This window comes from Streptomyces durocortorensis (assembly GCF_016901035.1).
Taxonomy (GTDB): Bacteria; Actinomycetota; Actinomycetes; order Streptomycetales; family Streptomycetaceae; genus Streptomyces; species Streptomyces durocortorensis.
Genome location: NZ_JAFEUF010000044.1, coordinates 1 through 23083 on the forward strand (window position 1 = coordinate 1; position 23083 = coordinate 23083).

At 71.8% G+C, this 23083-nt stretch carries 21 protein-coding genes; 11 read left to right on the forward strand and 10 right to left on the reverse strand.

All coding sequences use genetic code 11. From position 1 onward, the window contains the following. Together JS521_RS11810 and JS521_RS11815 are read left to right on the forward strand one after the other, a co-directional pair. The coding region (locus JS521_RS11810; RefSeq protein ID WP_239487138.1) for a GNAT family N-acetyltransferase at positions 1-813 on the forward strand (813 nt) is incomplete at its 5' end. Further along, entirely contained in the window at positions 810-1718 is a 909-nt protein-coding gene (locus JS521_RS11815) for a lysophospholipid acyltransferase family protein (protein ID WP_205082692.1), read from the forward strand. The genes JS521_RS11810 and JS521_RS11815, both read left to right, overlap by 4 nt. Here the strand turns inward: JS521_RS11815 and egtD are convergent. The 4 genes from egtD to egtA are packed head-to-tail and all read right to left on the reverse strand — an operon-like array spanning position 1661 to position 6253. After that, positions 1661-2623, reverse strand: a complete 963-nt coding sequence (egtD, locus tag JS521_RS11820; protein ID WP_205082693.1) for an L-histidine N(alpha)-methyltransferase — start codon at positions 2621-2623, stop codon at positions 1661-1663. The genes JS521_RS11815 and egtD overlap by 58 nt on opposite strands. Then, positions 2620-3375 carry an ergothioneine biosynthesis protein EgtC gene (egtC, locus tag JS521_RS11825; RefSeq protein ID WP_205082695.1) on the reverse strand — a complete coding sequence of 252 codons (756 nt, stop codon included), beginning with the start codon at positions 3373-3375 and terminating at the stop codon, positions 2620-2622. Before egtC ends, egtD begins: the two co-directional genes overlap by 4 nt. Continuing rightward, a complete protein-coding gene (gene egtB, locus JS521_RS11830; RefSeq protein ID WP_205082697.1) occupies positions 3375-4778 on the reverse strand; it encodes an ergothioneine biosynthesis protein EgtB in 1404 nt (467 codons plus the stop codon). Before egtB ends, egtC begins: the two co-directional genes overlap by 1 nt. After that, the gene (egtA, locus tag JS521_RS11835) at positions 4775-6253 is read right to left on the reverse strand and encodes an ergothioneine biosynthesis glutamate--cysteine ligase EgtA (RefSeq protein ID WP_239487139.1); all 1479 of its coding nucleotides are present in this window, start codon (positions 6251-6253) and stop codon (positions 4775-4777) included. The genes egtB and egtA overlap by 4 nt, the downstream gene beginning before the upstream one ends. A 146-nt stretch (positions 6254-6399) precedes the next feature. Here egtA and JS521_RS11840 point away from each other — a divergent pair, with 146 nt between their 5' ends. After that, positions 6400-7221, forward strand: coding sequence for a TIGR02452 family protein (locus JS521_RS11840; RefSeq protein WP_205082698.1), 822 nt, complete (start codon positions 6400-6402; stop codon positions 7219-7221). Between the two features lie 86 nt (positions 7222-7307). Here JS521_RS11840 and JS521_RS11845 read toward each other — a convergent pair whose 3' ends face one another. Further along, positions 7308-7775 (reverse strand): type II toxin-antitoxin system PemK/MazF family toxin, encoded by a 468-nt coding sequence (locus JS521_RS11845; RefSeq protein WP_205082700.1) that lies wholly within the window; start codon positions 7773-7775, stop codon positions 7308-7310. 145 nt (positions 7776-7920) lie between these two features. Here JS521_RS11845 and JS521_RS11850 point away from each other — a divergent pair, with 145 nt between their 5' ends. Further along, positions 7921-8943, forward strand: a complete 1023-nt coding sequence (locus tag JS521_RS11850) for a LacI family DNA-binding transcriptional regulator (RefSeq protein WP_205082701.1) — start codon at positions 7921-7923, stop codon at positions 8941-8943. Positions 8944-9304: 361 nt separating this feature from the next. Here the strand turns inward: JS521_RS11850 and trxA are convergent, their stop codons facing one another. Then, complete coding sequence (gene trxA, locus JS521_RS11855; protein ID WP_205082703.1) at positions 9305-9709, reverse strand: thioredoxin; 405 nt, start codon at positions 9707-9709, stop codon at positions 9305-9307. A 123-nt stretch (positions 9710-9832) separates the two neighbouring features. Between trxA and JS521_RS11860 the strand changes: the two genes are divergently transcribed. Continuing rightward, positions 9833-11278: a dihydrolipoyl dehydrogenase family protein gene (locus JS521_RS11860; protein WP_205082704.1), complete on the forward strand. Its 1446-nt coding sequence runs from the start codon at positions 9833-9835 to the stop codon at positions 11276-11278. Between the two features lie 126 nt (positions 11279-11404). Here JS521_RS11860 and JS521_RS11865 read toward each other — a convergent pair whose 3' ends face one another. From JS521_RS11865 to JS521_RS11880, 4 genes are all read right to left on the reverse strand, one after another. Next, entirely contained in the window at positions 11405-12688 is a 1284-nt protein-coding gene (locus tag JS521_RS11865) for a glutaminase (protein WP_205082705.1), read from the reverse strand. Positions 12689-12942: 254 nt separating this feature from the next. After that, complete coding sequence (locus JS521_RS11870) at positions 12943-13377, reverse strand: Rid family hydrolase (RefSeq protein ID WP_205082706.1); 435 nt, start codon at positions 13375-13377, stop codon at positions 12943-12945. A 207-nt stretch (positions 13378-13584) separates the two neighbouring features. Further along, entirely contained in the window at positions 13585-13890 is a 306-nt protein-coding gene (locus tag JS521_RS11875; protein ID WP_205082708.1) for a helix-turn-helix domain-containing protein, read from the reverse strand. Positions 13891-13947: 57 nt separating this feature from the next. Continuing rightward, positions 13948-15087, reverse strand: a complete 1140-nt coding sequence (locus JS521_RS11880; RefSeq protein WP_205082709.1) for a PucR family transcriptional regulator — start codon at positions 15085-15087, stop codon at positions 13948-13950. An 87-nt stretch (positions 15088-15174) separates the two neighbouring features. Here JS521_RS11880 and JS521_RS11885 point away from each other — a divergent pair, with 87 nt between their 5' ends. The 6 genes from JS521_RS11885 (at position 15175) to JS521_RS11910 (ending at position 22911) form a co-directional block, all read left to right on the forward strand. After that, complete coding sequence (locus JS521_RS11885) at positions 15175-16230, forward strand: ferredoxin reductase (RefSeq protein ID WP_205082711.1); 1056 nt, start codon at positions 15175-15177, stop codon at positions 16228-16230. A gap of 7 nt (positions 16231-16237) precedes the next feature. After that, positions 16238-17356, forward strand: coding sequence for a fatty acid desaturase family protein (locus JS521_RS11890; protein WP_205082713.1), 1119 nt, complete (start codon positions 16238-16240; stop codon positions 17354-17356). Positions 17357-17461: 105 nt separating this feature from the next. Then, a complete protein-coding gene (glgA, locus tag JS521_RS11895; RefSeq protein WP_205082714.1) occupies positions 17462-18625 on the forward strand; it encodes a glycogen synthase in 1164 nt (387 codons plus the stop codon). Between the two features lie 37 nt (positions 18626-18662). Continuing rightward, positions 18663-19880, forward strand: coding sequence for a glucose-1-phosphate adenylyltransferase (gene glgC / locus JS521_RS11900; protein WP_205082716.1), 1218 nt, complete (start codon positions 18663-18665; stop codon positions 19878-19880). Between the two features lie 187 nt (positions 19881-20067). Next, positions 20068-21936 carry a glycoside hydrolase family 18 chitinase gene (locus JS521_RS11905; protein WP_205082718.1) on the forward strand — a complete coding sequence of 623 codons (1869 nt, stop codon included), beginning with the start codon at positions 20068-20070 and terminating at the stop codon, positions 21934-21936. 195 nt (positions 21937-22131) lie between these two features. Next, entirely contained in the window at positions 22132-22911 is a 780-nt protein-coding gene (locus JS521_RS11910) for a S1 family peptidase (protein ID WP_205082719.1), read from the forward strand. Positions 22912-23083: the final 172 nt, after the last annotated feature.

Sequence of the window (23083 nt, forward strand, 5' to 3'; positions counted from 1 at the left end):
GCCCCTGTCCCCACCCGGGCTCCTGCCTCCGTCCCCGCTCCCGCTTCTGCCTCCGGCCCCGGGTCGGCCGGCACCCCGGAACCCGCGTACCGGGTCTCCCTCGCCACCTGCCAGGAGGACGTACGCGCGGCGCAGCGCCTGCGTCACCTGGTGTTCGCCGGGGAGCTCGGAGCCCGGTTGGAAGGGCCCGAACCCGGCCTGGACAGCGACGCCTTCGACGCGTACTGCGACCACCTGCTGGTCCGGGAGACCGCTACCGGAGACGTCGTCGCCACCTACCGGCTGCTGCCCCCGGACCGGGCCCGGATCGCCGGACGCCTTTACGCGGAGAGCGAGTTCGACCTCAGCCGGCTCGCTCCGATCCGCCACGACCTCGTCGAGGTCGGCCGCTCCTGCGTCCACCCCGCACACCGCGACGGCGCGGTCATCGCCCTCGTCTGGGCCGGACTCGCCCGCTACATGGAGCGCACCGGCCACACCTGGATCGCGGGCTGCTGCTCCCTCCCCCTGGCCGACGGTGGCGCGTCGGCCGCCCGGAGCTGGAACACCGTACGCGCGTCCCACCTCGCGCCCCAGGAGCACTGGGTCACCCCGCACCGCCTCTGGGACTCCTCCGCGCACGGCACGGAAGCCGGCTCCCGGGCCGACCTCCCGCCGCTGCTGCGCGGCTATCTCCGGCTCGGCGCCCAGGTCTGCGGAGGTCCGGCGTACGACCCCGACTTCAACGTCGCCGACCTGTACGTCCTGCTCTCGATGCGCCGCACCGACCCGCGCTACCTGCGCCACTTCCTCTCCCTGGCCCCGCTGCGATGAGCGTCTGGCTGCCCGTCGCCCCGTGCACCCCGGCCGGCTGCGCCCGGCACACCGGAGCCGTACGCGCTCCGCTGCCCGCCGCCCTCCTGCTGCTGTCCGGCTGCACCCTGGTCCTGCTGGGAGTCGCCTGCGTCCCGCTGGTCCGGCTGCTCGGGCCCGCCCCGCGGCGTCGGCTGACCCGATGCTGGGCGCACGCCGTTCCACGGGCGTTCGGCGTACGCGTCACGGTCCGGCGGCATGCGGCGGACCACCCCTCGGACGACCCCTCGGGCGATGCCCCGGGTGGGGAACTCGTCGTCGCCAACCACATCTCCTGGCTCGACATACCGCTGGTCGCCTGCGTACTGCCCGGCCGGATGGTCGCCAAGAGCGAGATCCGGCGCTGGCCGCTGCTGGGCCCCCTCGCCGCGCTCGGCGGCACCCTGTTCATCGACCGCGACCGGCTGCGCGCCCTACCCGCCGCCGTACGGACCATCGCGACGTCCCTGCGCTCCGGCTCCCGGGTCGTGGTCTTCCCCGAGGGCAGCACCTGGTGCGGACGGGGAGGCGGCGGCGCCTTCCGCCCCGCCGCGTTCCAGGCGGCGGTCGACGCGGGCGCGACCGTCCGGCCGGTCCGCATCGCCTACCGCACCGCGGCCCACCACGACGGACCGGCCGCGGGCGCCGTCGCCTTCGTCGGGTCCGACCCGCTCGCCGCCTCCCTGTGGCGGGTGGTGCGGGCGGCCGGGCTCACCGCCCGCATCGACGTGCTCGCGCCGATCCCCGCAGACGGCGAGGACGGCCGCCGCGCCCTGGCCGACAGGGCACGAACGGCCGTCCTCACCACGGAAGATCCCTGCCGCTGCTGTCAGACCGCCGTGGCCAGCGACAGGGCGAACCGGCCCGCCGAGTCTGTCCACCACTGAGCCAGCCGCATACCGGCGGCGGCCAGCTCCTCGCGGACGTCCTCCTGCCGGAACTTCGCCGACACCTCCGTACGCAGCTCCTCACCGGCCTCGAACGGCACCACGAGGTCCAGTTCCCGGATCTTGACGCTCAGCGCCCGGCGGGCCCGCAGCCGCATCTCCACCCACCGCTCCTGCGGATTCCACACCGCGAGGTGATCGAAGTCGTCGAGCGGGAAATCGGCCCCCAACTCCCGGTTGACGACGCTCAGCACGTTCTTGTTGAAGGCCGCCGTCACCCCCGCCGCGTCGTCGTACGCGGCCACCAGCGTCTCCTCCTCCTTCACCAGGTCCGTGCCCAGCAGCAGCGCGTCACCGGGCGACAGCAGCGAGCGCACCGACCGCAGGAACGCCGCCCGCTCCTCCGGAAGGAGATTGCCGATCGTGCCGCCCAGGAACACCACAAGCCGGGGCCCCGGCGTCCCCGGCAGGGCGAGGCCGCCGGTGAAGTCCGCGATCAGGGCGTGGACGGAGAGCCCGGGGTGCTCGACGAGCAGCGACTCGGCCGCCCCCGTCAGCGCGCTCTCGCTCACATCCACGGGGACGTAACTGTGCAACTCGGGTAGGACGTCCAGGAGATGGCGGGTCTTCTCGGACGACCCCGAGCCCAGCTCGATCACGGTCCGGGCCCCCGAAGCCGCGGCGATCTCCTCGGCGCGGGTCTGCAGGATCTCCCGCTCCGCGCGGGTCGGGTAATACTCCGGCAGCCGGGTGATCTCCTCGAACAGCTCGCTGCCGCGGGCGTCGTAGAACCACTTCGGCGGCAGCGTCTTGGGATGCCGGGTCAGGCCGCTCAGAACGTCGGCGCGCAGCGCCGCGTCCGTCGCGTCCACCGGCAGGGTACGGGTCAGCAGGAAGGGACTCACGCGGTGGGCTCCTTGAGCGGGGTGAGCAGGACGTCCGACGCGGTCGCGACCAGCAGCGTGCGGTCGGGGACCTCGCGCCAGAGCGGGTCGTCGTCGTACGGCTCCGAGGCGACCGCGGTGCGGCGGCCCGGCACCGTGAGGTACCAGAGGGTGTCGCCCCAGGCGGTCGCCGTGATGGTGGCGCCGTCGGTGAGCAGCAGGTTGAGCCGGGAGCCGGGCGCGGCGGCCGCGACCTCGCGGACCGTCTCCGCGACGGCGCGCGGCACGTCGTCCCCGGCGTCGGTCCGGTGCCGGATCAGTGCCCAGACCAGCGCCGAGTCGTTACGGGCGGCCAGCGACAGCAGCTTCTCGGCCGGCAGGGCGGCCGCCGCGCCGGCGAGCGAACCCGGCCAGCCCTTAACCGCCCCGTTGTGGCTGAACAACAGCCGGCCGGCGGCGTACGGCGCGGCAGCGGCCTCCCCGTCCGCACCCGCCTCGGTGGCATCGCGTACGGCGGCGAGCAGCGCGGTGCTGCGGACCACCCGGGCCAGGTCGGTGAAGGTCTCGTCACCCCATATGGGGCCTTGCCGGCGGTAGCGTCCGGGCGCCGGATCCCCGTCCGCGTACCAACCGACGCCGAAACCGTCGGCGTTGACCGTTCCGTAGCGCTGGCGGCGCGGCTCCCAGGACTGCCGCACCAAGGAATGCTCAGGCCGCAGCAGAACATCGCCGAGCGCCACCGGATCGCCCACATAGGCGACATGACGGCACATCAGGCATCCCTCGCCGTACGGAAACCGGCGAAGATCTGCCGCCGCACCGGGAGGTCCCAGTTACGGAAGGTGCCCCGGCAGGCGACCTGGTCCACGGCGAACGAGCCGCCGCGCAGCACCTTGTGCCCGGGCCCGAAGAACACTTCCGAATACTCGCGGTAGGGAAACGCCACGAACCCCGGATAGGGCAGGAAGTCGCTGGCGGTCCACTCCCACACATCGCCGATCAACTGCCCCGCCCCGGACGGCGAACGCCCTTGCGGATACGCCCCGGACCGCGCCGGACGCAGATGGCGCTGCCCCAGGTTGGCCCGCTCCGGCGTCGGGTCCTCGTCGCCCCACGGGTAGCGCCGGGAGCGGCCGGAGACCGGATCGTGCCGGGCGGCCTTCTCCCACTCGCTCTCCGTGGGCAGCCGCCGCCCCGCCCAGCGGGCGTAGGCGTCCGCCTCGTACCAGCTGACGTGCAGCACCGGCTCGTCGTCCGGCACCGGCTCGGTCACCCCGAACCGGCGGCGCAGCCACTGCCCGGCGTCCCGCCGCCAGAACAGCGGCGCTTCCAGGTCGTGTTCCCGGACCATGGCCCAGCCCTCGGGGGCCCACCAGCGGGCGTCTCCGTACCCGCCGTCCTCGATGAAGCGGAGGTAAGCGCCACAGGTGACCGGCGAGGTGTCCAGGTGGAACGCCGCCACCTCGCGCCGGTGGGCGGGACGTTCGTTGTCCAGGGCCCATGGCTCGGCGGAGGTTCCCATCGTGAACGGGCCCTCAGGAACGAGGACTTCGTCCGGGAACGCCCCGGCGTCGACGGGTGCGGGCGGGGCGGGTGCGGTCAGCGCCACCGGACCCGTGCGCAGCTGATGGGTGATCAGCATGGTTTCGTCGTGCTGCTGTTCGTGCTGGGCGATCATCCCGAAGGCGAACCCGGCCCGCTCCAGCGGCCGCCCGCCCTCGTGTAGGGGTGCGCCCTCCAGCAGGTCCAGCGCCCGCCCCCGTACGTCGGAGGCGTACGTCCTGGCCTCGGCGGGGGCCAGGAGCGGCAGCGAGGGGCGCGAGGCGCGGGAGTGCTCGAAGGCGTTGTACAGCCCGTCGATCTCCGGGCGCAGCGCCTCCCGCCCGCCGACCGCGCGGAGCAGCCACTGCTCCTCCTGGTTGCCGATGTGCGCCAGGTCCCAGACCAGCGGCGACATCAACGGGGAGTGCTGCGCGGTCAGTTCGCCGTCGTCCACGCTGTCGGTGAGCAGGGCGGTACGGTCGCGGGCGGTCAGCAGCGCGTCGAGGGCGCGCCGCCGCAGGGTCTCCGGGTCGATGTCCGACGCGACGGGAAAGCCGGCCGATGCGGTGGAACGGGCGGGGTCGAAGGCGTCGGAGTGCTCGCGGTGGGCGAAGTCCTCACGGGGCTCGGTCATGCGGAGGCCGCCTTTCCGGGATGCGGCGGGAGCGTCGGCCGGCCGGCGACCGGGCCCTCGTGCGGGCCCTCGTGCGGGCCCCCGGGCGGTCCGGTCGGCGGACCGGGGCGGGAGGGCGTGCTGGGGTCGGAGAGCGCGCTCGGATCGGAGGGCGTGCTCGGATCCGTGAGCGGCCCGGGATCGATGAGCAGGCTCGGATCGGTGAGGTCGCCGGGGTCCGGCAGGTCGTCGGCCGGACATCGGCCCCGGGCGACGTATCGGTCGGTGAAGGCGGCCACGGTGTCGCGCACCGCGTCGCTCGCCCCCATCCGCTCCAGCGCCGGGAGCGCCGCCCCGAAACAGGCGATGGCCGCAGCCCGCAACTCCGGATCGGCGAGACCCTCGCGGGCGGCGGTCGTCCAGAGCGCGTTGCGCGGTGCGGCCGCGGCCCCCGCCGTCTCGGCCAGCGGCTTCACGGCCCGGTACACGGTCTCGGCGGCCTCCGGGTCGTCGAACAGGGCCGTGGCGACGGCGAGCGGCACCAGCCACCCGTCGGGCCCGCTCTGCGCGTCGATCATGCGCAGCTCCAGATGGCCACGCGGCCGGATCGGCGGGAACAGCGTGGTGAGGTGGTAGTCGAGATCCGCCTGCACCGGCGGCCGGGGCGACCCGGTCCGGATCCACTCGCGGAAGGTGAGCCCCTCCGGCACGTCCCACGGGCCCGCCTCGCACCGGATGCACAGCACGGTCGTGTCCAGCACATGCGCGGCCCAGGCCTCGCGCGGGGCGCGCCCGTGGCCCGGGGCGAGGGTCCTGCCCGGATCGAGGTCGGCCCACAGCGACTGCCGGGTGGAGCGCCAGCCGGTCCGCCGCCCCTGCTGGAACGGCGAGTTCGCGAACGCCGCCACCAGCACGGCGCCCAGCAGATGCGCGAGCTGCCAGCGCCGCCCGTAACCGAGCGGTCCCGGCTCCTCCTCGCCCGCGTCCAGACAGACCTGGACCGACGCGGAGGTGCACATCATGGCCCGCCCGGCCGGCCCCGACCGGTCCAGCGCGGCCTCCATCGCGTCGTAACGGGGTTCCCGCAGGCGGCGGCGCGGCGACTGCCACGGGTCGACACCGAGCCCGACCGGCGCGAGCCCGACCGCGCCGAGCGAGGCACGGACCGCCGCCAGATCGGCCGCGGTCGTCTCGACGCACTCCATCAACGAGCCGGCCGGCTGCGAACTCAGCTCCAGCTGCCCGCCCGGCTCGAACGTCAGCGCGGCGCTCAGCGGCAGCGCGCGGACCGCCTCGACGGCGCTGTCCAGCCGCTCCTGCTCGACCGGGACGTGCGGACGTTCCCGGTCATGGATGAGCCATTCGAGTTCCACGCCCACGGTCCGGGGCGGACCCGTCTTGAAACATATGCCGCGCAGTAAATCCTCTGCCCCGCTCTCGTCGAGCGGGGTGGCGTCCGGGCGCGAGCCGGTCACGCCGGGAATGTCCAAGGCCATGAGGGCCTCCTTCTCAGCTGCCTGCCTACCAGCCAAACCCGTACCCGGAGATCGCACAAGGGTGCCCCCGAGCCAGGAAAATCCGATTGCGCCCAGGCCGGGTTCCCCGTCAGCATGCCCCGTATGCACCACACGGGGGAGCGCCGGTGAGCGCGCGGCTGCGCGGGATCGCGCGCGAGACAGAAGCGGTCGTCGAGGCCGGGCGGTACCGCAACGCGGCAGGTCAGGACGTGTCCATCGAGCGAGCCGTGGCCGCCGCGCGCTCCGGCACCAGGCTCTACGGCCCGGATCCGGTGCCCGTCGCCGCCCTGGACACCGACCGCACCCCGCACATCGAGGTCACCGCCGAGAGCAGCCTCGCCGCCGCCCGCCGGATGACCGGCGAGGCCCCCGGCCGGGTCGTTGTCCTGAACTACGCCTCGGCCCGCAACCCCGGCGGCGGCTATCTCAACGGCGCACAGGCCCAGGAGGAGGCCCTGTGCCGCGGGTCGGCCCTCCACACGACCCTGCTGCGCGCCCCCGACTACTACGCGCACCACCGCGCGGAGCGCAGCGCCTTCTACACCGACCGGGTGATCCACTCGCCCGGTGTGCCGGTCTTCCGCGACGACCGCGGCCACTTCCTGGACGCCCCGTACACGGCCGGATTCCTCACCTCGCCCGCGCCGAACGCCGGAGTGATCCGCCGGCGGACCCCCGAGGAAGCGCACCGCGTCCCGGCCGCTCTGGCCTCCCGCGCCGAACGGGTGCTGGAGGTCGCGGCCGTACGGGGCTACCGGAGGCTCGTCCTGGGCGCCTGGGGCTGCGGGGTCTTCCAGAACGACCCGGGCGAGGTGGCGGAGGCGTTCCGGGCGCTGCTCGGCGAGGACGGCCGGTTCGGCGGCCACTTCGAGCAGATCGTCTTCGGCATCCTGGACCGGAACCCCGACTCCGCCGTCCGGGCCGCCTTCGCGCGGACCTTCGCCTGACGCGGAGCCCGCCGGATTCGGGCACCGGGGTGCCGTGCCGGCGTCGCACCCCCGGTCCTGATCGGCCGGACACGCCCCGGGGGCGTTCAGCTCCAGCCGTACCGCTCGCGCAGCCGCCCGACGACCCGGTCGAAGCGCTCCCGGTCCAGCGCGCAGGCCTCCCGGCGCATCCCGTCCTCGTGGACCCGCAGCACCCGGTCCAGATCGGCCCAGGACGGCCGCCCCGAGCTGTCCCAGGGGCCCGCGCCCAGCGCCACCCACTCGTGGTCCCGGTCGTGCTGCTTGCTGGAGAGCTGGACGGCGAGCAGCGTGCCCGCCTCCTCACGGGCCACGACGAGCACCGGCCGGTCCTTCCCGCGCCCGTCGTTCTCCTCGAAGGGAACCCAGGTCCAGACGATCTCGCCGGGGTCGGGATCGCCGTCGCGATCGGGGGCGTAGGACGTGCGCACGGACCCCACCTCGGCGGGATCGGCCTGCGCCGTGGCGGTAGGCCCGCTGCTGCCGGGCACGTCAAAGGGGTTGTCGGAACGGTAGGCGCTGTCGTGGAACGTCATCACCACACCGTAGAACCCCTGGCCCCGGATCCCGGGAGCGGGGCGTCGGGCCGGGGCCGCTCGGCGGCGTTCCGGCCACCGTGACCGGACCTGCGGGCCCCGGGCCGAAACCCGCCCCCGCGGGTCTGGAAGACTGCCCGTCGCCATGAGCCAGTTACCCCAGCAGCCCGCCGAAGTCTCCGTCCCGACCAGCGCCGATGTCGCGCGCCTCGCCGGAGTGTCCCGGGCCACCGTGTCGTACGTACTGAACAACAACGCCACCGTCCGGATCAGCGATCCCACCCGACGCAGGGTCAGGGAGGCCGCCCTCCAACTCGGTTACGTGCCGCACGCGGCTGCCCGCAGTCTGCGCGCCGGACACAGCCGCATGGTCCTGCTGCCCTCCGGCCACATACCCGGGGGGCCACCGCACCAGTATTTCTTCGAGGAACTCCAGTCCGGGCTGCGCCGCCTGGACTACACCGTCGTCCAGTACGGCAGCCTCGGCCTCACCGCCGACGAGGCGGCCACGGCCTGGGCCGAACTGCGGCCCGTCGCCGTCGTCGTACCGCCGGGCATTGAGCTCACCCCGCACGGCACCGGCATCCTGACCCGCTCCGGCGCCAAGGCGGTGATCACCTTGGGCCCCGACCCGGTACCGGGGGCGCACGGCCTGGTCATGGACCAACGCCGGGTCGGGGTGAGCGCGGTCGAACACCTGCTGGTGCGCGGCCGACGCCACATCGGCGTGGTCATGCCCGAGGAACCGTGCCGGGCGTCCTTCTCGGAGAGCCGCCTCGCCGGCGCGCGGCGGGCCGCCGAAGCGGCCGGGGCCCGTGTGTGCCCGCTCCCGCTGCGGTACGAGGAGGAGTCCGCCCACGACCTGGCCGCCCGCTGGCCGGACCTGGGACTGGACGCGGTGTTCGCGTACAACGACGAGTACGCCATGCTCATGATGCGGGCCCTCCAGGACGCCGGGGTGGCCGTGCCCGCCGACACTGCGGTGATCGGCGCGGACGACGCCCTCATCGGCAGGCTGCTGCGCCCCCGGCTCAGCTCGGTCCGGATGGAACTCGCCATGCCGCAACCGCTGGCGGAGACGATCGACCGCATGGTCCAGCACCCGGGCGGGTCACCGGTCCACCACGACCTGCTCCGCACCAGCGTGGTCCACCGGGAATCCAGCTGACCGCCTCCGGCGCGACGACATGCGCGGTGCACGGCGGGTGTCTAGCGTCGGAGGCATGAGCCATCCGCAGAGTTACGAGCTCCTCCTGATCCCCGACCACAGCAGGACGCGGAGCGGAGCCCCCGGCCGGCCGATCCGCTCCGCGGTCGTCGCCGCCACCGGCGAGACGGGGGCCTCGGGCTACCCCCGGTACGCGGGCGAGGGCATGGAGGCGGACGTCGATCCGGAGACCCGGACGGTGGAGGCCGTGCGTACGCGTTCTCGCCGCGCGCCCGGGCACGACCGAGGGCCCCGACCGCGCACACCGTGTCGACGGTGTCGGTCGGGGCCCTCGGGGGCGTTCCGTGCGCCGGTGGGGCGGCTACTGAGGCTCCGGCTGTCCCTGCCCCTGCCCCGCCTCGGCCGCCCGCTTCTGCTCCTCGACGGACTTGCGGACCTCGTCCATGTCCAGATTCCGGGCCTGGCCGATGACGTCCTCCAGCGCCGCCTCGGGCAGCGCCCCGGGCTGCGAGAAGACCGCGACGTTGTCACGGACGATCATCAGCGTCGGGATGGAGCGGATCTCGAAGGCCGCCGCCAGCTCCTGCTGCGCCTCGGTGTCGACCTTGGCGAAGACCAGGTCGGGGTGGCGCTCGGATGCCGAGTCGTAGACCGGCGCGAACTGCTTGCAGGGGCCGCACCAGGAAGCCCAGAAGTCGATCAGGACGAAATCGTTGTCGCTGACGACCTGATCGAAGTTTTCCTTGGTGAGCTCGACGGTGCTCATGCTGGGGATACCTCTTCCTCTGCCGGGGATCCTGACGGTCCTGTCCGGCACAACGGTGACTGCACTTGCCCTATTCCGCCTGCCCATGTGGCCGGTGGGCACACCCGCGAGGACACTGTTTCCATGACTGACGCAGGGAAGACCTCCGAAAGCCCGGCCTACGACGTAGTGGTCATCGGCGCGGGTCCGGTGGGGGAGAACGTGGCGGACCGGGCCCGCGCCGCAGGGCTCTCCACAGCGGTCGTGGAAGCGGAACTGGTCGGCGGTGAATGTTCCTACTGGGCCTGCATGCCGAGCAAGGCGCTGCTGCGCCCCGTCGTCGCCCGCGCGGACGCCCGTAAGGTGCCGGGGCTGAGCGCCGCCGTGCAGGGCCCCCTGGACGTCGGGGCGGTCCTCGCCCACCGCGACGACGAGACGAGCCACTGGAAGGACGACGGCCAGGTCGCCTGGCTGGAGAGCGTCGGAGCGGACGTCTACCGGGGTACGGGCCGGCTCACCGGCCCCCGCGCGGTTTCCGTCACCGCCCCGGACGGCACGGAACACCGGCTCACCGCCCGCCACGCCGTCGCCGTCTGCACCGGCACCCGGGCGGTGGTCCCCGCCCTCCCCGGCATCGAGGAGGCCCGCCCCTGGACCAGCCGCGAGGCCACCAGCGCCAAGGAGGCCCCCGGCCGGCTCGTGGTCGTCGGCGGGGGAGTCGTGGGCGTCGAGATGGCGACCGTCTGGCAGGCGCTGGGCTCCGAGGTGACCCTGCTGATCCGGGGCGGCGGCCTGCTCCCGAAGATGGAGCCCTTCGCGGGCGAGCTGGTGGCCGAGGCGCTCACGGAGGCCGGGGCCACGATCCGTACGGGCGTCTCCGTCACCGCCGTCCACCGCCCCGCACCGGACGGCCCGGTCACCGTCGAGCTGGACGACGGCGGCCGGATCGAGACGGACGAGATCCTCTTCGCCACCGGCAGGGCCCCACGCACGGACGACCTGGGCCTGGAGACGGTCGGCCTCGAACCCGGCTCCTGGCTCACCGTGGACGACAGCTGCCTCGTCGAGGGCACGGACTGGCTGTACGCGGTCGGCGACGCCAACCACCGCGCCCTCCTGACCCACCAGGGCAAGTACCAGGCCCGCATCGCGGGCGCCGCGATCGCCGCCCGCGCCCTGAAGACCCCTCTGGACACGGTCCCCTGGGGCGCCCACGCGGCCACCGCCGACCACGCGGCCGTCCCCCAGGTCGTCTTCACCGACCCCGAGGCCGCGTCCGTCGGCCTCACCCTCGCCGAGGCCGAACGCGCGGGCCACCGCGTACGCGCCGTCGACTACGACCTCGCCTCGGTCGCCGGCTCCGGCCTCTACGCCACCGGCTACCGGGGCCGCGCCCGGATGATCGTGGACCTGGACCGCGAGATCCTGCTCGGCGTCACCTTCGTCGGCCCGGGCATCGGCGAACTCCTGCACTCGGCGACGGTCGCGGTCGCGGGCGAGGTCCCCATCGCCCGGCTGTGGCACGCGGTCCCGGCGTACCCGACGATCAGCGAGGTGTGGCTGCGGCTGCTGGAGACGTACCGGGGCTAGGCACCGCCGCCCCGCCTCTCACCCGTGGACGCCAGGAGCCGTGCCCTGCCGTGTGCGTCGGCGGGCGGCGGCCGGCACCACGGCGCGGCGCGCAACCACGCAGCGGGCCGGACCGCGAGAGGGTGCTCACGCAGAGGGGAGCACCGCTTGACGCACCTCGTGGATGACGGTGACCCGGCCGCCGTCGCCGGGTTCGGGATCGGGGATGACGGTTTCCGGGTCGACGAGATAGACCTCGTGGCCGTCCAGCGTCAGCCGGCGCGCGATCTCCAGCACCATCCGCCGTGCGACGTCGTCGATCGCGTGAACGCGGGTGAGGTCGATGGCCGTCCGAGACTCCTGCGGATCGGTCTCCAGAACCTCCCGCACCACGCGCTCGGCTCCCGCAAAGCCGATGCCGCCCTGGAGTTCCAGGACACGCAGCGCGTCCGGTCCGCTGCCGAGGACGTGGTTGGACCGCACGACCGCCCGCCCCGCAGAGGGGACATCCATCACGTGCAGCCCCATGTCGGAGGAGAACCGCTCGAACAGGGACACCCCGCGGACGCTGTTTCCGTGGCCGTCCAGGCGCGGTGAGAAGGTGGCGATCCCGATACGTCCGGGAAGGGCGCCGATCAGGCCGCCGGCCACCCCGCTCTTCGCGGGAATGCCGACCTGGGTGGTCCAGTCACCAGCGGCGTCGTACATCCCACAGCTGAACATGACGCTCAACACCTGGCGTACCACCCCTTCCGGCACCACCTGTTCACCCGAGAGCGGGTTCACGCCGCGGTTGGCCAGTGTCGCCGCCATCATGGCCAGATCCCGCGTCGTGACGAGCACTGAGCACTGTCGGGTGTAGCCGTCGACGACCGCCCCGACGTCCTCGGTCAGGATGTCGTGGCTGCGCAGCATGTGCCCGATGGCGAGGTTGCGGTGCGCGTGCTCCATTTCCGACGCGCACACCTTCTCGTCCATGTCCAGCTGACGGCCGGCGAAGGCCGATAGGCCGTCGAGCACGCGTCGCACCCGCTCGGCGGGACCGGATCCCGCCTCCGCGACCAGGGAGTGGACGGTGATCGCACCGGCGTTGATCATGGGATTGAGGGGGCGCCCCGTGCCGTCCTCCAGGGAGATCTCGTTGAACGCCTCCCCCGAAGGCTCGACCCCCACCTTGGCGAGCACCGGGCCGAAACCGCGGTCGGCCAGCGCCAGGGCGTACGCGAACGGCTTCGAGATCGACTGGATCGTGAACGGGACATCGATGTCACCTGCGCCGTGCAGCTGCCCGTCGACGGTGGCGAAGGCCGCGCCGAGGCGTTCGGGGTCCGCCGCCGCCAGCTGGGGGTTGTCGGCGGCGGGCTTCCCGGAGGCGTCCGGTTCCACCTGGCCCAGTACCTCGGCCAGATAGTCGGGAATGATGGGCCGCATTCTTACCTTTCCGATCGCACCGCCAACGGCCTGCGCGGGGTGCGTCCTGACTGTGTGCCACGTCCCGCCCCTGGGGCTTCTCCGCGGCGCTGCCGGTTGTGTGGCCAGGCTACCGACCGGGCCGGTGCGGATCGGCCGGCGGCGGATCGTCGGTCACTGCGGGCGGATCCCGGAAGGCCTGGGGCCACGCGGGTGGGCGCACCGAGCGGATGGGGACACTCGGCCACCTCGACGTGACCCCCTGAATCCGTCGCCTACGCCGACAGTCTGGCCGTGCAGCTGATCTCCACGAGCTGTCCGGGCTGCGCGAGCCGCGGCGTCACCAGGATGGTGGTCGCCACCTGGGGCGTCCCGGTGGCGAACGCAGTTCTGCGCACGGGCCCCGCTGCGGCGAACGCGCTGTCCATGTCGAGTACGTGGACCACCTCCTCGACCACGTCCTCCATGGTCGCGCCGAACCGGGCCAGCAGCTTGGCGGTGTTGGCGTAGGTGGTACGCATCTGCTCTTCCATGGTGCCGAAGTCGGTGACCCGGCCGTGCTCGTCCACCGGTGCGGGGGCGACGAGTCCTTCGCCGTCGTGGGAGAACTGACCGGCCACATGGATGGTGTCCCCGTGCCGCACGGCCTGGACGTAACCGAACGCCTGCTCCCACGGGACGCCCCAGCTCTCGACCTGTTCCGCTGCCATGGCCTGCTCCTGACGGTGGTGGTGTGATGTGCTTCCACGCCAGGAGCCGGTGCGGTCAGCGACCAGATCGGGCGGTGCCGTCCTTGGCAATGATCGTGCCAGTGCCTCCGCGTATACGGAGGCGGCCGCCGTGCCGACGGGTCATCAGCGGCGTCGAGCGAGGCCTGGGCGGAAAGATGCAGGGCGGCCGGATCTGCGGCGCGTCCCTCAGCCCCTCACATCGGCCGCGAGGCGGTGCCGGCGGCGGTAGTCGCTGGGGAGCGAGCCGGTCTCCCGGCGAAAGCTGATGCGGAAGTTGGCGGCGGTGCCGAGACCGGAAGCCGCGGCGATCCGTTCGACGGACCAGTCCGAGGTCTCCAGGAGCCTCCGGGCGGCCAAGACCCGCTGCAGCGTCAGCCACCGCATGGGCGGCATACCGGTCTCCTCGCCGAAACGACGAATGAAGGTGCGCCGTGACATGGCCGCATGGCGAGCCAACTGGTCTACTTTGAGGGGCTGTTCGAGGCGATTCATGGCCCAGGTGCGGGTCTCCGCCAGATCCGCGCGGGGCGGGCTGAGGCCGGCCACGCGTCAGCCGGCCCGAAGGCCGACCGCCAGTGTCAGTTCGAGGACCCGGCCCGGTGATCCGAGATCCGGGAACAGCTCCCGTAGCTGCGACATCCGGTAACGAACGGTCTGGGGATGGACGAACAGGGCCGCCGCCACCTCATCCCGTCGGCCCTGGTGCAGCAGCCACGCCCGCAACGTCTCCTCCAGCCTGCGTGCGGTCGCGGCGGGCAAGGTCCGCAACGGTGCGAGGGCTCGGGTGCGCAGGTCTGCGAACGCGTCCGCGTCGGCGCTCAGCACCAGCTCGGGCAGGTGGTCCTCGGTGTCGCGGATATCGGAGGAGAGGGAGCGCGCGCGTACGGCCCGTGCGTACGAGGCGGACGCACGCGTCCACGGGCGGGCCGGGCCGACCACGGCGTCGCGGTCGGTCAGCCGGCGCAGGAGATGGGGCCGGTCGGCATCGGGGACGAGCAGCGCACCGGTGGCGTCCGGCAGGTCGTCGAGGACGAGGGTGCTCGGGTCGAGCGTGCGGTAGACAGGCCGGGCCTGGGCCGCGGGCAGCAGGACCGCGGTCAGGGAGACCGGAGGCTGCCATCCGGCCCGGGGGGCGGAGGCCAGCAGGACGTCCGGGCTCGCGCCGGCGAGGAGGTCGCGGGCCAGGTGTTCCAGGTGGCGCTCGTGGGCTCTGCCCCGGGCGGCCAGCTCGTCGGCGTGGCCGGCGGCGCTCGCGGCGGAGAGCTCGTCGATGTAGGCGAAGGTCAGCTCGGCGAACTTGGCGACCTCGGCGGCCGGCAGCCCCGCGGGTACGGCACCCGCTGCGAGACAGCGCCACGCCACGCGGGCGCCCACGCGGTAGGCGCTGAGCAGGGCGTCCATCGAACGCCCGTCGCGCACCTCGCCGCGGCCCAGCTCGTAGGCCGCGTCGTCGCCGTCGCCGCCCGTGGCGTTCCCGCTCGCGAGGTCCAGGTAGTGGCCCAGGGCGGTGCGGACGGCTCGCCGGATGGTGGCGCCCATGCGGCCCGAAAGGGCGTTGGCGTAGGAAGGGACCTCGTCGATGATCGCTTGGACGATCTCGTCGGCGGTGGTCCTGAGCGCGGACCGAAGTGCGGTGACCGTCGTCTCATCCAGAGCCAGTTCGCTGGCCCTCCGGGCTGCATGGCTCACGTTTTTGTTCCTTGCGAACAATTCAGTCGATCAGATTCACGTCTTGAGGTCAGGACTTTACACCTTCACGCCCAGCAAGCTGGAGCCATGACGAGTACAGCCCTCCGCAGCAGGGCGTGGAAACTGCTGGAGATGGTCACGACGCCGCTGCTGCCGTCGGACTACCTCGACCTGGTCAGCCCGCTGCGTGCGGGCGCCGACCTGCGGGGGCGCATCGAGGCCGTGCACCCCGAGACGGCCGACGCCGCAACGGTCGTGATCAGGCCGGGACGGGGCTGGCGCGGCCATACGGCCGGTCAGTACGTACGGATCGGGGTCGACGTCGACGGGGTGCGCCTTTGGCGCGCCTACTCCATCACCTCGCCGACGAACCGCCGGGACGGCCGCGTCACCATCACGGTGAAGGCGATCCCGGACGGCAAGGTGAGCAACCATCTGGTCCGCAGGGTGAAACCGGGCACGCTGATCCACATCGACCAGCCGACCGGTGACTTCGTCCTGCCGCAGGCCAAGCCCGCCAAGGTGCTCTACCTGACGGCCGGCAGCGGCATCACGCCCGTGATGGGCATGCTGCGCGACACCGCGTTCGACGACGTCGTCATGGTCCACTGCGCGCCTCAGCCGCAGGACGTGATCTTCCGCGGGGAACTGCACGGCCTGGTCGCGGACCGGAAGCTGCGGCTCACCGAGGTGCACACCGACACGGACGGCATGCTCGACATCGCCCGTCTCGACGAACTCGTGCCCGACTGGACCGAGCGCGAGACCTGGGCGTGCGGGCCCGCGGGACTGCTCGACGCCGCCGAGAAGCACTGGAGCGACCACGGCGTCCACGAACGCCTGCACACCGAACGCTTCCGCCCCGGCATCGTCGTCGCCGGCGAGGGCGGCGAGGTCACGTTCAGCGTCACCGGCAGGACCGTCGACGCGGACGGCGCCTCGCCGCTGCTGGACATCGGCGAGGAAGCCGGCGTTCTCATGCCCTCCGGGTGCCGCATGGGCATCTGCTTCGGGTGCGTCACGCCGCTCAAGGCGGGCGCCGTCCGCGACCTGCGCACCGGCGAGATCACCGAGGCCGAGCCGGGCGTCCTCATCCAGACCTGTGTGTCCGCCGCCGCGGGCCCCTGCGACATCGAACGGTAGGAGCACCTTGACCGCCATCGACCCCACCGCCCACCTGACCGCGGAGCAGATCGAGGAACTGGGTCGCGAGCTCGACGCCATCCGCGACGAGGTGATCGCCGACCGCGGCGAGAAGGACGCCGCCTACATCAGGAAGGTCATCTCGGCGCAGCGCAAGCTGGAGCTGGCCAGCAGGGGCGTGCTGCTGTTCTCGCTCTTCCCGCCCGCGTGGCTGATCGGCACCGCCGGGCTCTCCGTGGCGAAGATCATGGACAACATGGAGATCGGCCACAACATCCTGCACGGCCAGTGGGACTGGATGCGGGATCCGAAGATCCACTCCACCACCTGGGAGTGGGACCACGTCTCGCCGTCCGATCAGTGGAAGCACTCGCACAACGAACTGCACCACACGTACACCAACGTGATCGGCAAGGACAACGACCTCGGCTACGGCATCATGCGCGTCGACGAGGACCAGAAGTGGCACCCCTTCCACCTCGGCCAGCCGCTGTGGAACTTCCTGAACGCCTGCTTCTTCGAGTACGGCATCGCGGCCTACGACCTGGAGCTCGGCAAGAACCTCCACAAGCGCCGCCGCAAGAACCCGGAGTTCCGCGCGCGGGCCAGGGCCGTGGGCCGCAAGATCCGCAAGCAGGTGCTCAAGGACTACGTGATCCACCCGCTGCTGTCGGGCCCGTCGTTCCTCCCCACGCTCGCCGCCACGTTCACCGCGAACCTGGTCCGTAACCTCTGGACCCACTCGGTGATCATGTGCGGGCACTTCCCCGAGGGCGTACAGGTCTTCGAGCGCCGGTCGATCAAGGGCGAGACGCGTGGCCAGTGGTACCTGCGGCAGATGATGGGCTCGGCCAACATCAGCGGCAGCAAGGCCATGCACTTCATGACCGGCAACCTGTCGCACCAGATCGAGCACCACCTGTTCCCGGACCTGCCGAGCAACCGGTATGCCGAGGTCGCGGTGAAGGTGCGCGCCCTGTTCGAGAAGTACGAGCTGGAGTACGTCACCGGCCCGCTGCCCAAGCAGGTGTTCTCCGCGTGGCACAAGGTCTTCCGGCTCGCGCTGCCGAACAAGCCGAACAAGCCGAAGGCCAGGACGCCGGACCAGGAGCTTGTCGCCGCCTGAATTCCGGTGGCGCGGTGAGCCCGGTCGAAACGGTGGTCTTCCCCCGCACGCGCATGTGAGTGACCATCGAGGGCAGAAGGTCATCGACGTCGTGAGGGGGCAGACGTGAAGGTGGGACTGCTGAGCCGGGAGTATCCGCCGGACGTCTACGGCGGCGCCGGTGTCCATGTCGAGTTCCTGGCGAAGGAGTTACGCGCGCTCACCGATCTTCAGGTCCACTCCTGGGGTGAAGGAGCCTCGGACGGGCTGGTCAGGCACCGGCCCGGCCGCGAGCTGGACGGCGCCAACGACGCACTGCGCGCCTTCTCCGTGGACCTGTCCATCGCCGCCGCGCTCGAAGGCCGCGACCTCGTGCACTCGCACACCTGGTACGCCAACCTCGCGGGCCACCTCGCCGGAATGCTCTACGGCATCCCGCATGTGATGACCGCCCACTCGCTGGAGCCGCTGCGGCCCTGGAAGGCCGAACAGCTCGGCGGAGGCTACGCGTTGTCCAGCTGGGCCGAGCGCACCGCCGTGGAGTCCGCCGACGCGGTCATCGCCGTCTCGCACGGAATGCGTGCCGATATCCTCGGCTGCTACCCGCAGTTGGATCCGGACCGGGTCAGGGTCGTCCACAACGGCATCGACACCCGCCTGTACCGGCCGGCTCCCGGAACCGACGTACTGCGTCGGCTCGGTGTCGACCCGGACCGCCCCTTCGTCCTGTTCGTCGGCCGCATCACGCGCCAGAAGGGTGTCCCGCACCTGCTGCGCGCCGCCCACCGGCTCGACGCGTCGGCGCAGTTGGTGCTCTGTGCGGGCGCGCCCGACACTCCGGAGATCGAAGCCGAGTTCCGTGAACTGGTCGGTGAACTGAAGCGCTCGCGCGACGGGGTCCACTGGATCCCGGACATGCTTCCGCGGCCCGACGTCATCCAACTCCTGAGCATGGCAGCCGTGTTCGTCTGCCCTTCCGTGTACGAGCCGCTGGGCATCGTCAATCTCGAAGCGATGGCCTGCGGCACCCCGGTGGTCGCCTCCGCGGTCGGAGGGATCCCCGAGGTCGTCTCCGACGGCGGTACGGGACTGCTCGTACCGTACGAGGCCGACGAGCCGGCCCGGTTCGAGGCGGATCTCGCCGAAGCGGTCGACCAGGTGCTCGCCGACCGTCCGGCGGCACGGCGGATGGGGGAGGCGGGCCGCGAACGTGCGGTGCGTGAGTTCGGCTGGGACAGGGTCGCCCGGCGGACGCTCGACGTGTACGAGGAGATCGTCAAAAAGGCGTAGCCGGAAACGGTTCGGTGTTTCAGGAGGGGGAGTGGCCATGCGCGCTGGACCTTCGGTGCTCGGGATCGTACTCGCGGGAGGAGAGGGCAAACGGCTGATGCCGCTGACGGCCGACCGAGCGAAACCCGCGGTCACCTTCGGCGGAACCTATCGGCTGGTCGACTTCGTCCTGTCGAACCTCGTCAACGCCGACATCATGAGGATCTGCGTCCTCACCCAGTACAAGTCCCACTCGCTGGACCGCCATGTGACCACCACCTGGCGGATGTCCAGCCTGCTCGGCAACTACGTCACACCGGTCCCGGCCCAGCAGCGCCTCGGCCCGCGCTGGTACCTCGGCAGCGCGGACGCCATCCTGCAGTCGCTCAACCTCGTCCACGACGAACAGCCGGACTACATAGCCGTGTTCGGAGCCGACCACGTCTATCGCATGGACGCACGCCAGATGCTCGAGCGGCACATCGACAGCGGCGCCGGCGTCACCGTCGCCGGTATCAAGGTGCCCCGTGCGGATGCCTCCGCCTTCGGCGTCATCACCCCGGCCTCCGACGGCTCACGCGTGGAACGCTTCCTGGAGAAGCCCTCCGACCCGCCCGGCCTGCCCGACGACCCGACCAAGGTCTTCGCCTCGATGGGCAACTACCTCTTCTCCACGAAGGTTCTCGTCGACGCCCTCCACCAGGACGCCGAGGACGAGAACTCCGTCCACGACATGGGCGGATCCATCCTGCCCATGCTCACCGAGCGCGGGGCCGCGCACGTCTACGACTTCGACGACAACCACGTACCGGGCGAGACCCGGCGCGAGCGCGGGTACTGGCGTGACGTGGGTTCCCTGGACAGCTACTACGAGGCCCACATGGACCTCATCTCCGAGCAGCCGCTGTTCAGCCTCTACAACCAACGCTGGCCCATGTACACCCACGCCGCCCACCAGGCCCCGGCCCGTTTCGTCTCCGGAGGCATCGCCGGCGAGTCGATCGTCAGCCCGGGCTGCGTGATCCGCGGCCAGGTCACCGGGTCGGTGCTGTCGCCCGGTGTGATCGTCGAGCAGGGCGCAGTGGTCCAGGGCTCCGTGCTGCACCACGGTGTGCGCGTCGGCAGGGGAGCGGTCGTGCGTAACGCGATCCTCGACAAGAACGTCGACGTCCCGCCCGGGGCGACGATAGGCGTCAACCCCGAACGGGACCACGAGCGTTACACCGTCTCCCGTAACGGCGTCATCGCCCTCGGCAAGGGCCAGGCGGTGTCCTAGCGTCCGTCGAGCCGCTCGGCCGGAGCGGTCAACCAGTCATCGGTCCAGACCTCTTGACGATTGGTCTAGGCCTTTCTATGGTCACGGAAACCCTGCGGGGACCGAGGCCGACGCTACGTACTCGGGGCCACGCGGGATCGACGGGTCAGGCACCCCGCTGCCTGCCCGAAGCCACCGAGGAGCAGCCTTGCGCACGGAAACACGATGGCGGAGAACGAGATCGTCGCGGAGCGGTATCCCGAACAAGCGGTCCAGGGTTCTCGCGGGAACCACGGCGCTGCTCCTCCCGCTGGCCGCCATGGTCGGCCTCGCCGCCCCCGCGGAGGCCGCGACCTCGGCCACCGCCGTATACACGAAGGCATCGGACTGGGGCTCCGGCTTCGAGGGCAAGTGGACGGTGAAGAACACCGGCACCACGACGCTCTCGTCCTGGACCGTCGAGTGGGACTTCCCGGCGAACACCAAGGTCACCTCCGCCTGGGACGCCACCGTCACCAACTCCGCGAACCACTGGACGGCCAAGAACCTCGGCTGGAACGGCACCCTGGCGCCCGGCGCGTCGGTCTCCTTCGGCTTCAACGGCTCCGGCTCGGGCTCGCCCAGCGGCTGCAAGCTCAACGGAGCCTCCTGCGACGGCGGTAGCACCAACCCCGGCGACAACGCTCCCTCCGCTCCGGGCAAGCCGGTCGCCAGCGACATCACCAACACGTCGGTGAAGCTGTCCTGGGCGGCCGCCACGGACGACAAGGGCATCAAGAACTACGACGTCAAGCGGGACGGCGTCACCGTCGCCACGGTCACCGGGACCACGTACACCAACAGCGGCCTGACCGCCGGCACCGACTACGGCTACACCGTGGTCGCCCGCGACACCGCCGACCAGACGGGACCGGCCTCGGCCGCCACGACTGTCCGCACCACAGGCGGCGGTGGCGGCGGCGAGAACCCCGGCGGCAACGGAAAGATCAACCTGGGCTACTTCACCAACTGGGGTTCCTACACGGCCAAGAACCTCGTCACCTCCGGCTCCGCCGAGAAGATCACGCACATCAACTACGCCTTCGGCAACGTGCAGAACGGCAAGTGCACCATCGGTGACGCGTATGAGGACTACGAGAAGTCCTATACCGCTGCGCAGTCGGTCGACGGCAAGGCCGACGCCTGGGACCAGCCGTTGCGCGGCCACTTCAACCAGCTGCGCAAGCTGAAGGCGCAGTACCCGCACATCAAGATCCTCTGGTCGTTCGGCGGCTGGACCTGGTCCGGCGGCTTCGGCCAGGCCGTCCAGAACCCGACCGCGTTCGCCCAGTCCTGCTACGACCTGGTCGAGGACCCGCGCTGGGCCGACGTCTTCGACGGCATCGACCTGGACTGGGAGTACCCCAATGCCTGCGGTCTGACCTGTGACACCAGCGGCCCGGCCGCGTTCAAGAACATGATGCAGGCCATGCGGGCCAAGTTCGGCCCGAACAACCTGCTCACCGCCGCCATCACCGCGGACGGCTCCGACGGCGGCAAGATCGACGCCGCCGACTACGGCGGCGCCGCGCAGTACATCAACTGGTACGACGTGATGACGTACGACTACTTCGGCACCTGGGCCGCGCAGGGGCCGACCGCCCCGCACTCCCCGCTGACCTCGTACACCGGCATCCCCCAGCAGGGCTTCAACTCGGCCGACGCGATCGCCAAGCTGAAGGCCAAGGGCGTTCCGGCCTCCAAGCTGCTGCTCGGCATCGGCTTCTACGGCCGGGGCTGGACCGGTGTCACCCAGTCCGCCCCCGGCGGCACGGCGACCGGCCCGGCGGCCGGAGTCGAGCCCGGCAACCAGTACTACAAGGTCCTGAAGACCACCTGCCCGGCCACCGGCACGGTCGGGGGCACGGCGTACGCCCACTGCGGCACCAACTGGTGGAGCTACGACACCCCGGCCACCATCGGCTCGAAGATGGCGTGGGCCAAGGGCCAGGGCCTGGGCGGCGCGTTCTTCTGGGAGTTCAACGGTGACACCGCCAACGGCGAACTCGTGACCGCGATCAACAGCGGCCTCAAGTAGTCCCCGGCACGGCAACGAGCCCGCCGACCCCTGCACGGGGGGTCGGCGGGCTCACTGCGTGTCTGGCCGAAAAGTGGGCCTTGTGGCAGCGGTCACCCGTTCTCCACAATCGGATCGCCTTGACGGGTGCATGACTATGATCCGCCGCGCCCTGTCGTGGTCTCCCTAGCAGCCCCCCACGAAAGAAGGCAGTCCGTGAAGCAATTCCTGCGTGCCCTGAAGAGATGCTCGGTCGTCGTCGCCACCGTCGCCATCGCGGTCGTCGGCCTCCAGCCCGTCACCGCCTCCGCCGCCCCCAACCCCGTCGTCGGCGGAACCCGCGCCGCCCAGGGCGAGTTCCCCTTCATGGTCCGGCTCTCCATGGGCTGCGGCGGCGCCCTCTACGCCAAGGACATCGTCCTCACCGCCGCCCACTGCGTGAGCGGATCGGGCAACAACACCTCGATCACCGCCACCGGAGGCGTCGTCGACCTCCAGTCGTCCAGTGCCGTCAAGGTCCGCTCCACCAAGGTCCTCCAGGCTCCCGGCTACAACGGCACCGGCAAGGACTGGGCGCTCATCAAGCTCGCCCAGCCGATCAACCAGCCCACCCTGAAGATCGCCACCACCACCGCCTTCAACCAGGGCACGTTCACCGTCGCAGGCTGGGGCGCCAACCGCGAGGGCGGCAGCCAGCAGCGCTACCTGCTCAAGGCCAACGTCCCGTTCGTCTCCGACGCCGCCTGCCGCTCCGCCTACGGCAACGAGCTCGTCGCCAACGAGGAGATCTGCGCCGGCTACCCCGACACCGGTGGCGTCGACACCTGCCAGGGCGACTCCGGCGGCCCGATGTTCCGCCGGGACAACGCCAACCAGTGGGTCCAGGTCGGCATCGTCAGCTGGGGCTACGGCTGCGCCCGCCCCGGCTACCCCGGCGTCTACGCCGAGGTCTCGACCTTCGCCTCCGCCATCGCCTCGGCGGCCCGCACGCTCTGACACCGCGCACCACCACCGTACGGTCGCCCTCGGGTGACCACGGCTGAACCACCCCGGGGGGGGGGGGGGGGGGGGGGGGGGCCCCCCCCCCCCCCCCCCCCCCGGGGGGGGGGGGGGGGGGGGGCGGGGGGGCCCCCCCCCGGGGGGGCCCGGCCGGAGTGGCCGGGGGCGT

Excerpts from the sequence above, each read along its gene's own strand:
- JS521_RS11815 (WP_205082692.1), top strand. The coding sequence starts at position 810 with ATGAGCGTCTGGCTGCCCGTCGCCCCGTGCACCCCGGCCGGCTGCGCC.
- egtC (WP_205082695.1), bottom strand. The coding sequence starts at position 3,375 with ATGTGCCGTCATGTCGCCTATGTGGGCGATCCGGTGGCGCTCGGCGAT.
- egtB (WP_205082697.1), bottom strand. The coding sequence starts at position 4,778 with ATGACCGAGCCCCGTGAGGACTTCGCCCACCGCGAGCACTCCGACGCC.
- egtA (WP_239487139.1), bottom strand. The coding sequence starts at position 6,253 with ATGGCCTTGGACATTCCCGGCGTGACCGGCTCGCGCCCGGACGCCACC.
- JS521_RS11845 (WP_205082700.1), bottom strand. The coding sequence starts at position 7,775 with ATGACGTTCCACGACAGCGCCTACCGTTCCGACAACCCCTTTGACGTG.
- JS521_RS11850 (WP_205082701.1), top strand. The coding sequence starts at position 7,921 with ATGAGCCAGTTACCCCAGCAGCCCGCCGAAGTCTCCGTCCCGACCAGC.
- trxA (WP_205082703.1), bottom strand. The coding sequence starts at position 9,709 with ATGAGCACCGTCGAGCTCACCAAGGAAAACTTCGATCAGGTCGTCAGC.
- JS521_RS11860 (WP_205082704.1), top strand. The coding sequence starts at position 9,833 with ATGACTGACGCAGGGAAGACCTCCGAAAGCCCGGCCTACGACGTAGTG.
- JS521_RS11865 (WP_205082705.1), bottom strand. The coding sequence starts at position 12,688 with ATGCGGCCCATCATTCCCGACTATCTGGCCGAGGTACTGGGCCAGGTG.
- JS521_RS11870 (WP_205082706.1), bottom strand. The coding sequence starts at position 13,377 with ATGGCAGCGGAACAGGTCGAGAGCTGGGGCGTCCCGTGGGAGCAGGCG.
- JS521_RS11875 (WP_205082708.1), bottom strand. The coding sequence starts at position 13,890 with ATGAATCGCCTCGAACAGCCCCTCAAAGTAGACCAGTTGGCTCGCCAT.
- JS521_RS11885 (WP_205082711.1), top strand. The coding sequence starts at position 15,175 with ATGACGAGTACAGCCCTCCGCAGCAGGGCGTGGAAACTGCTGGAGATG.
- glgC (WP_205082716.1), top strand. The coding sequence starts at position 18,663 with ATGCGCGCTGGACCTTCGGTGCTCGGGATCGTACTCGCGGGAGGAGAG.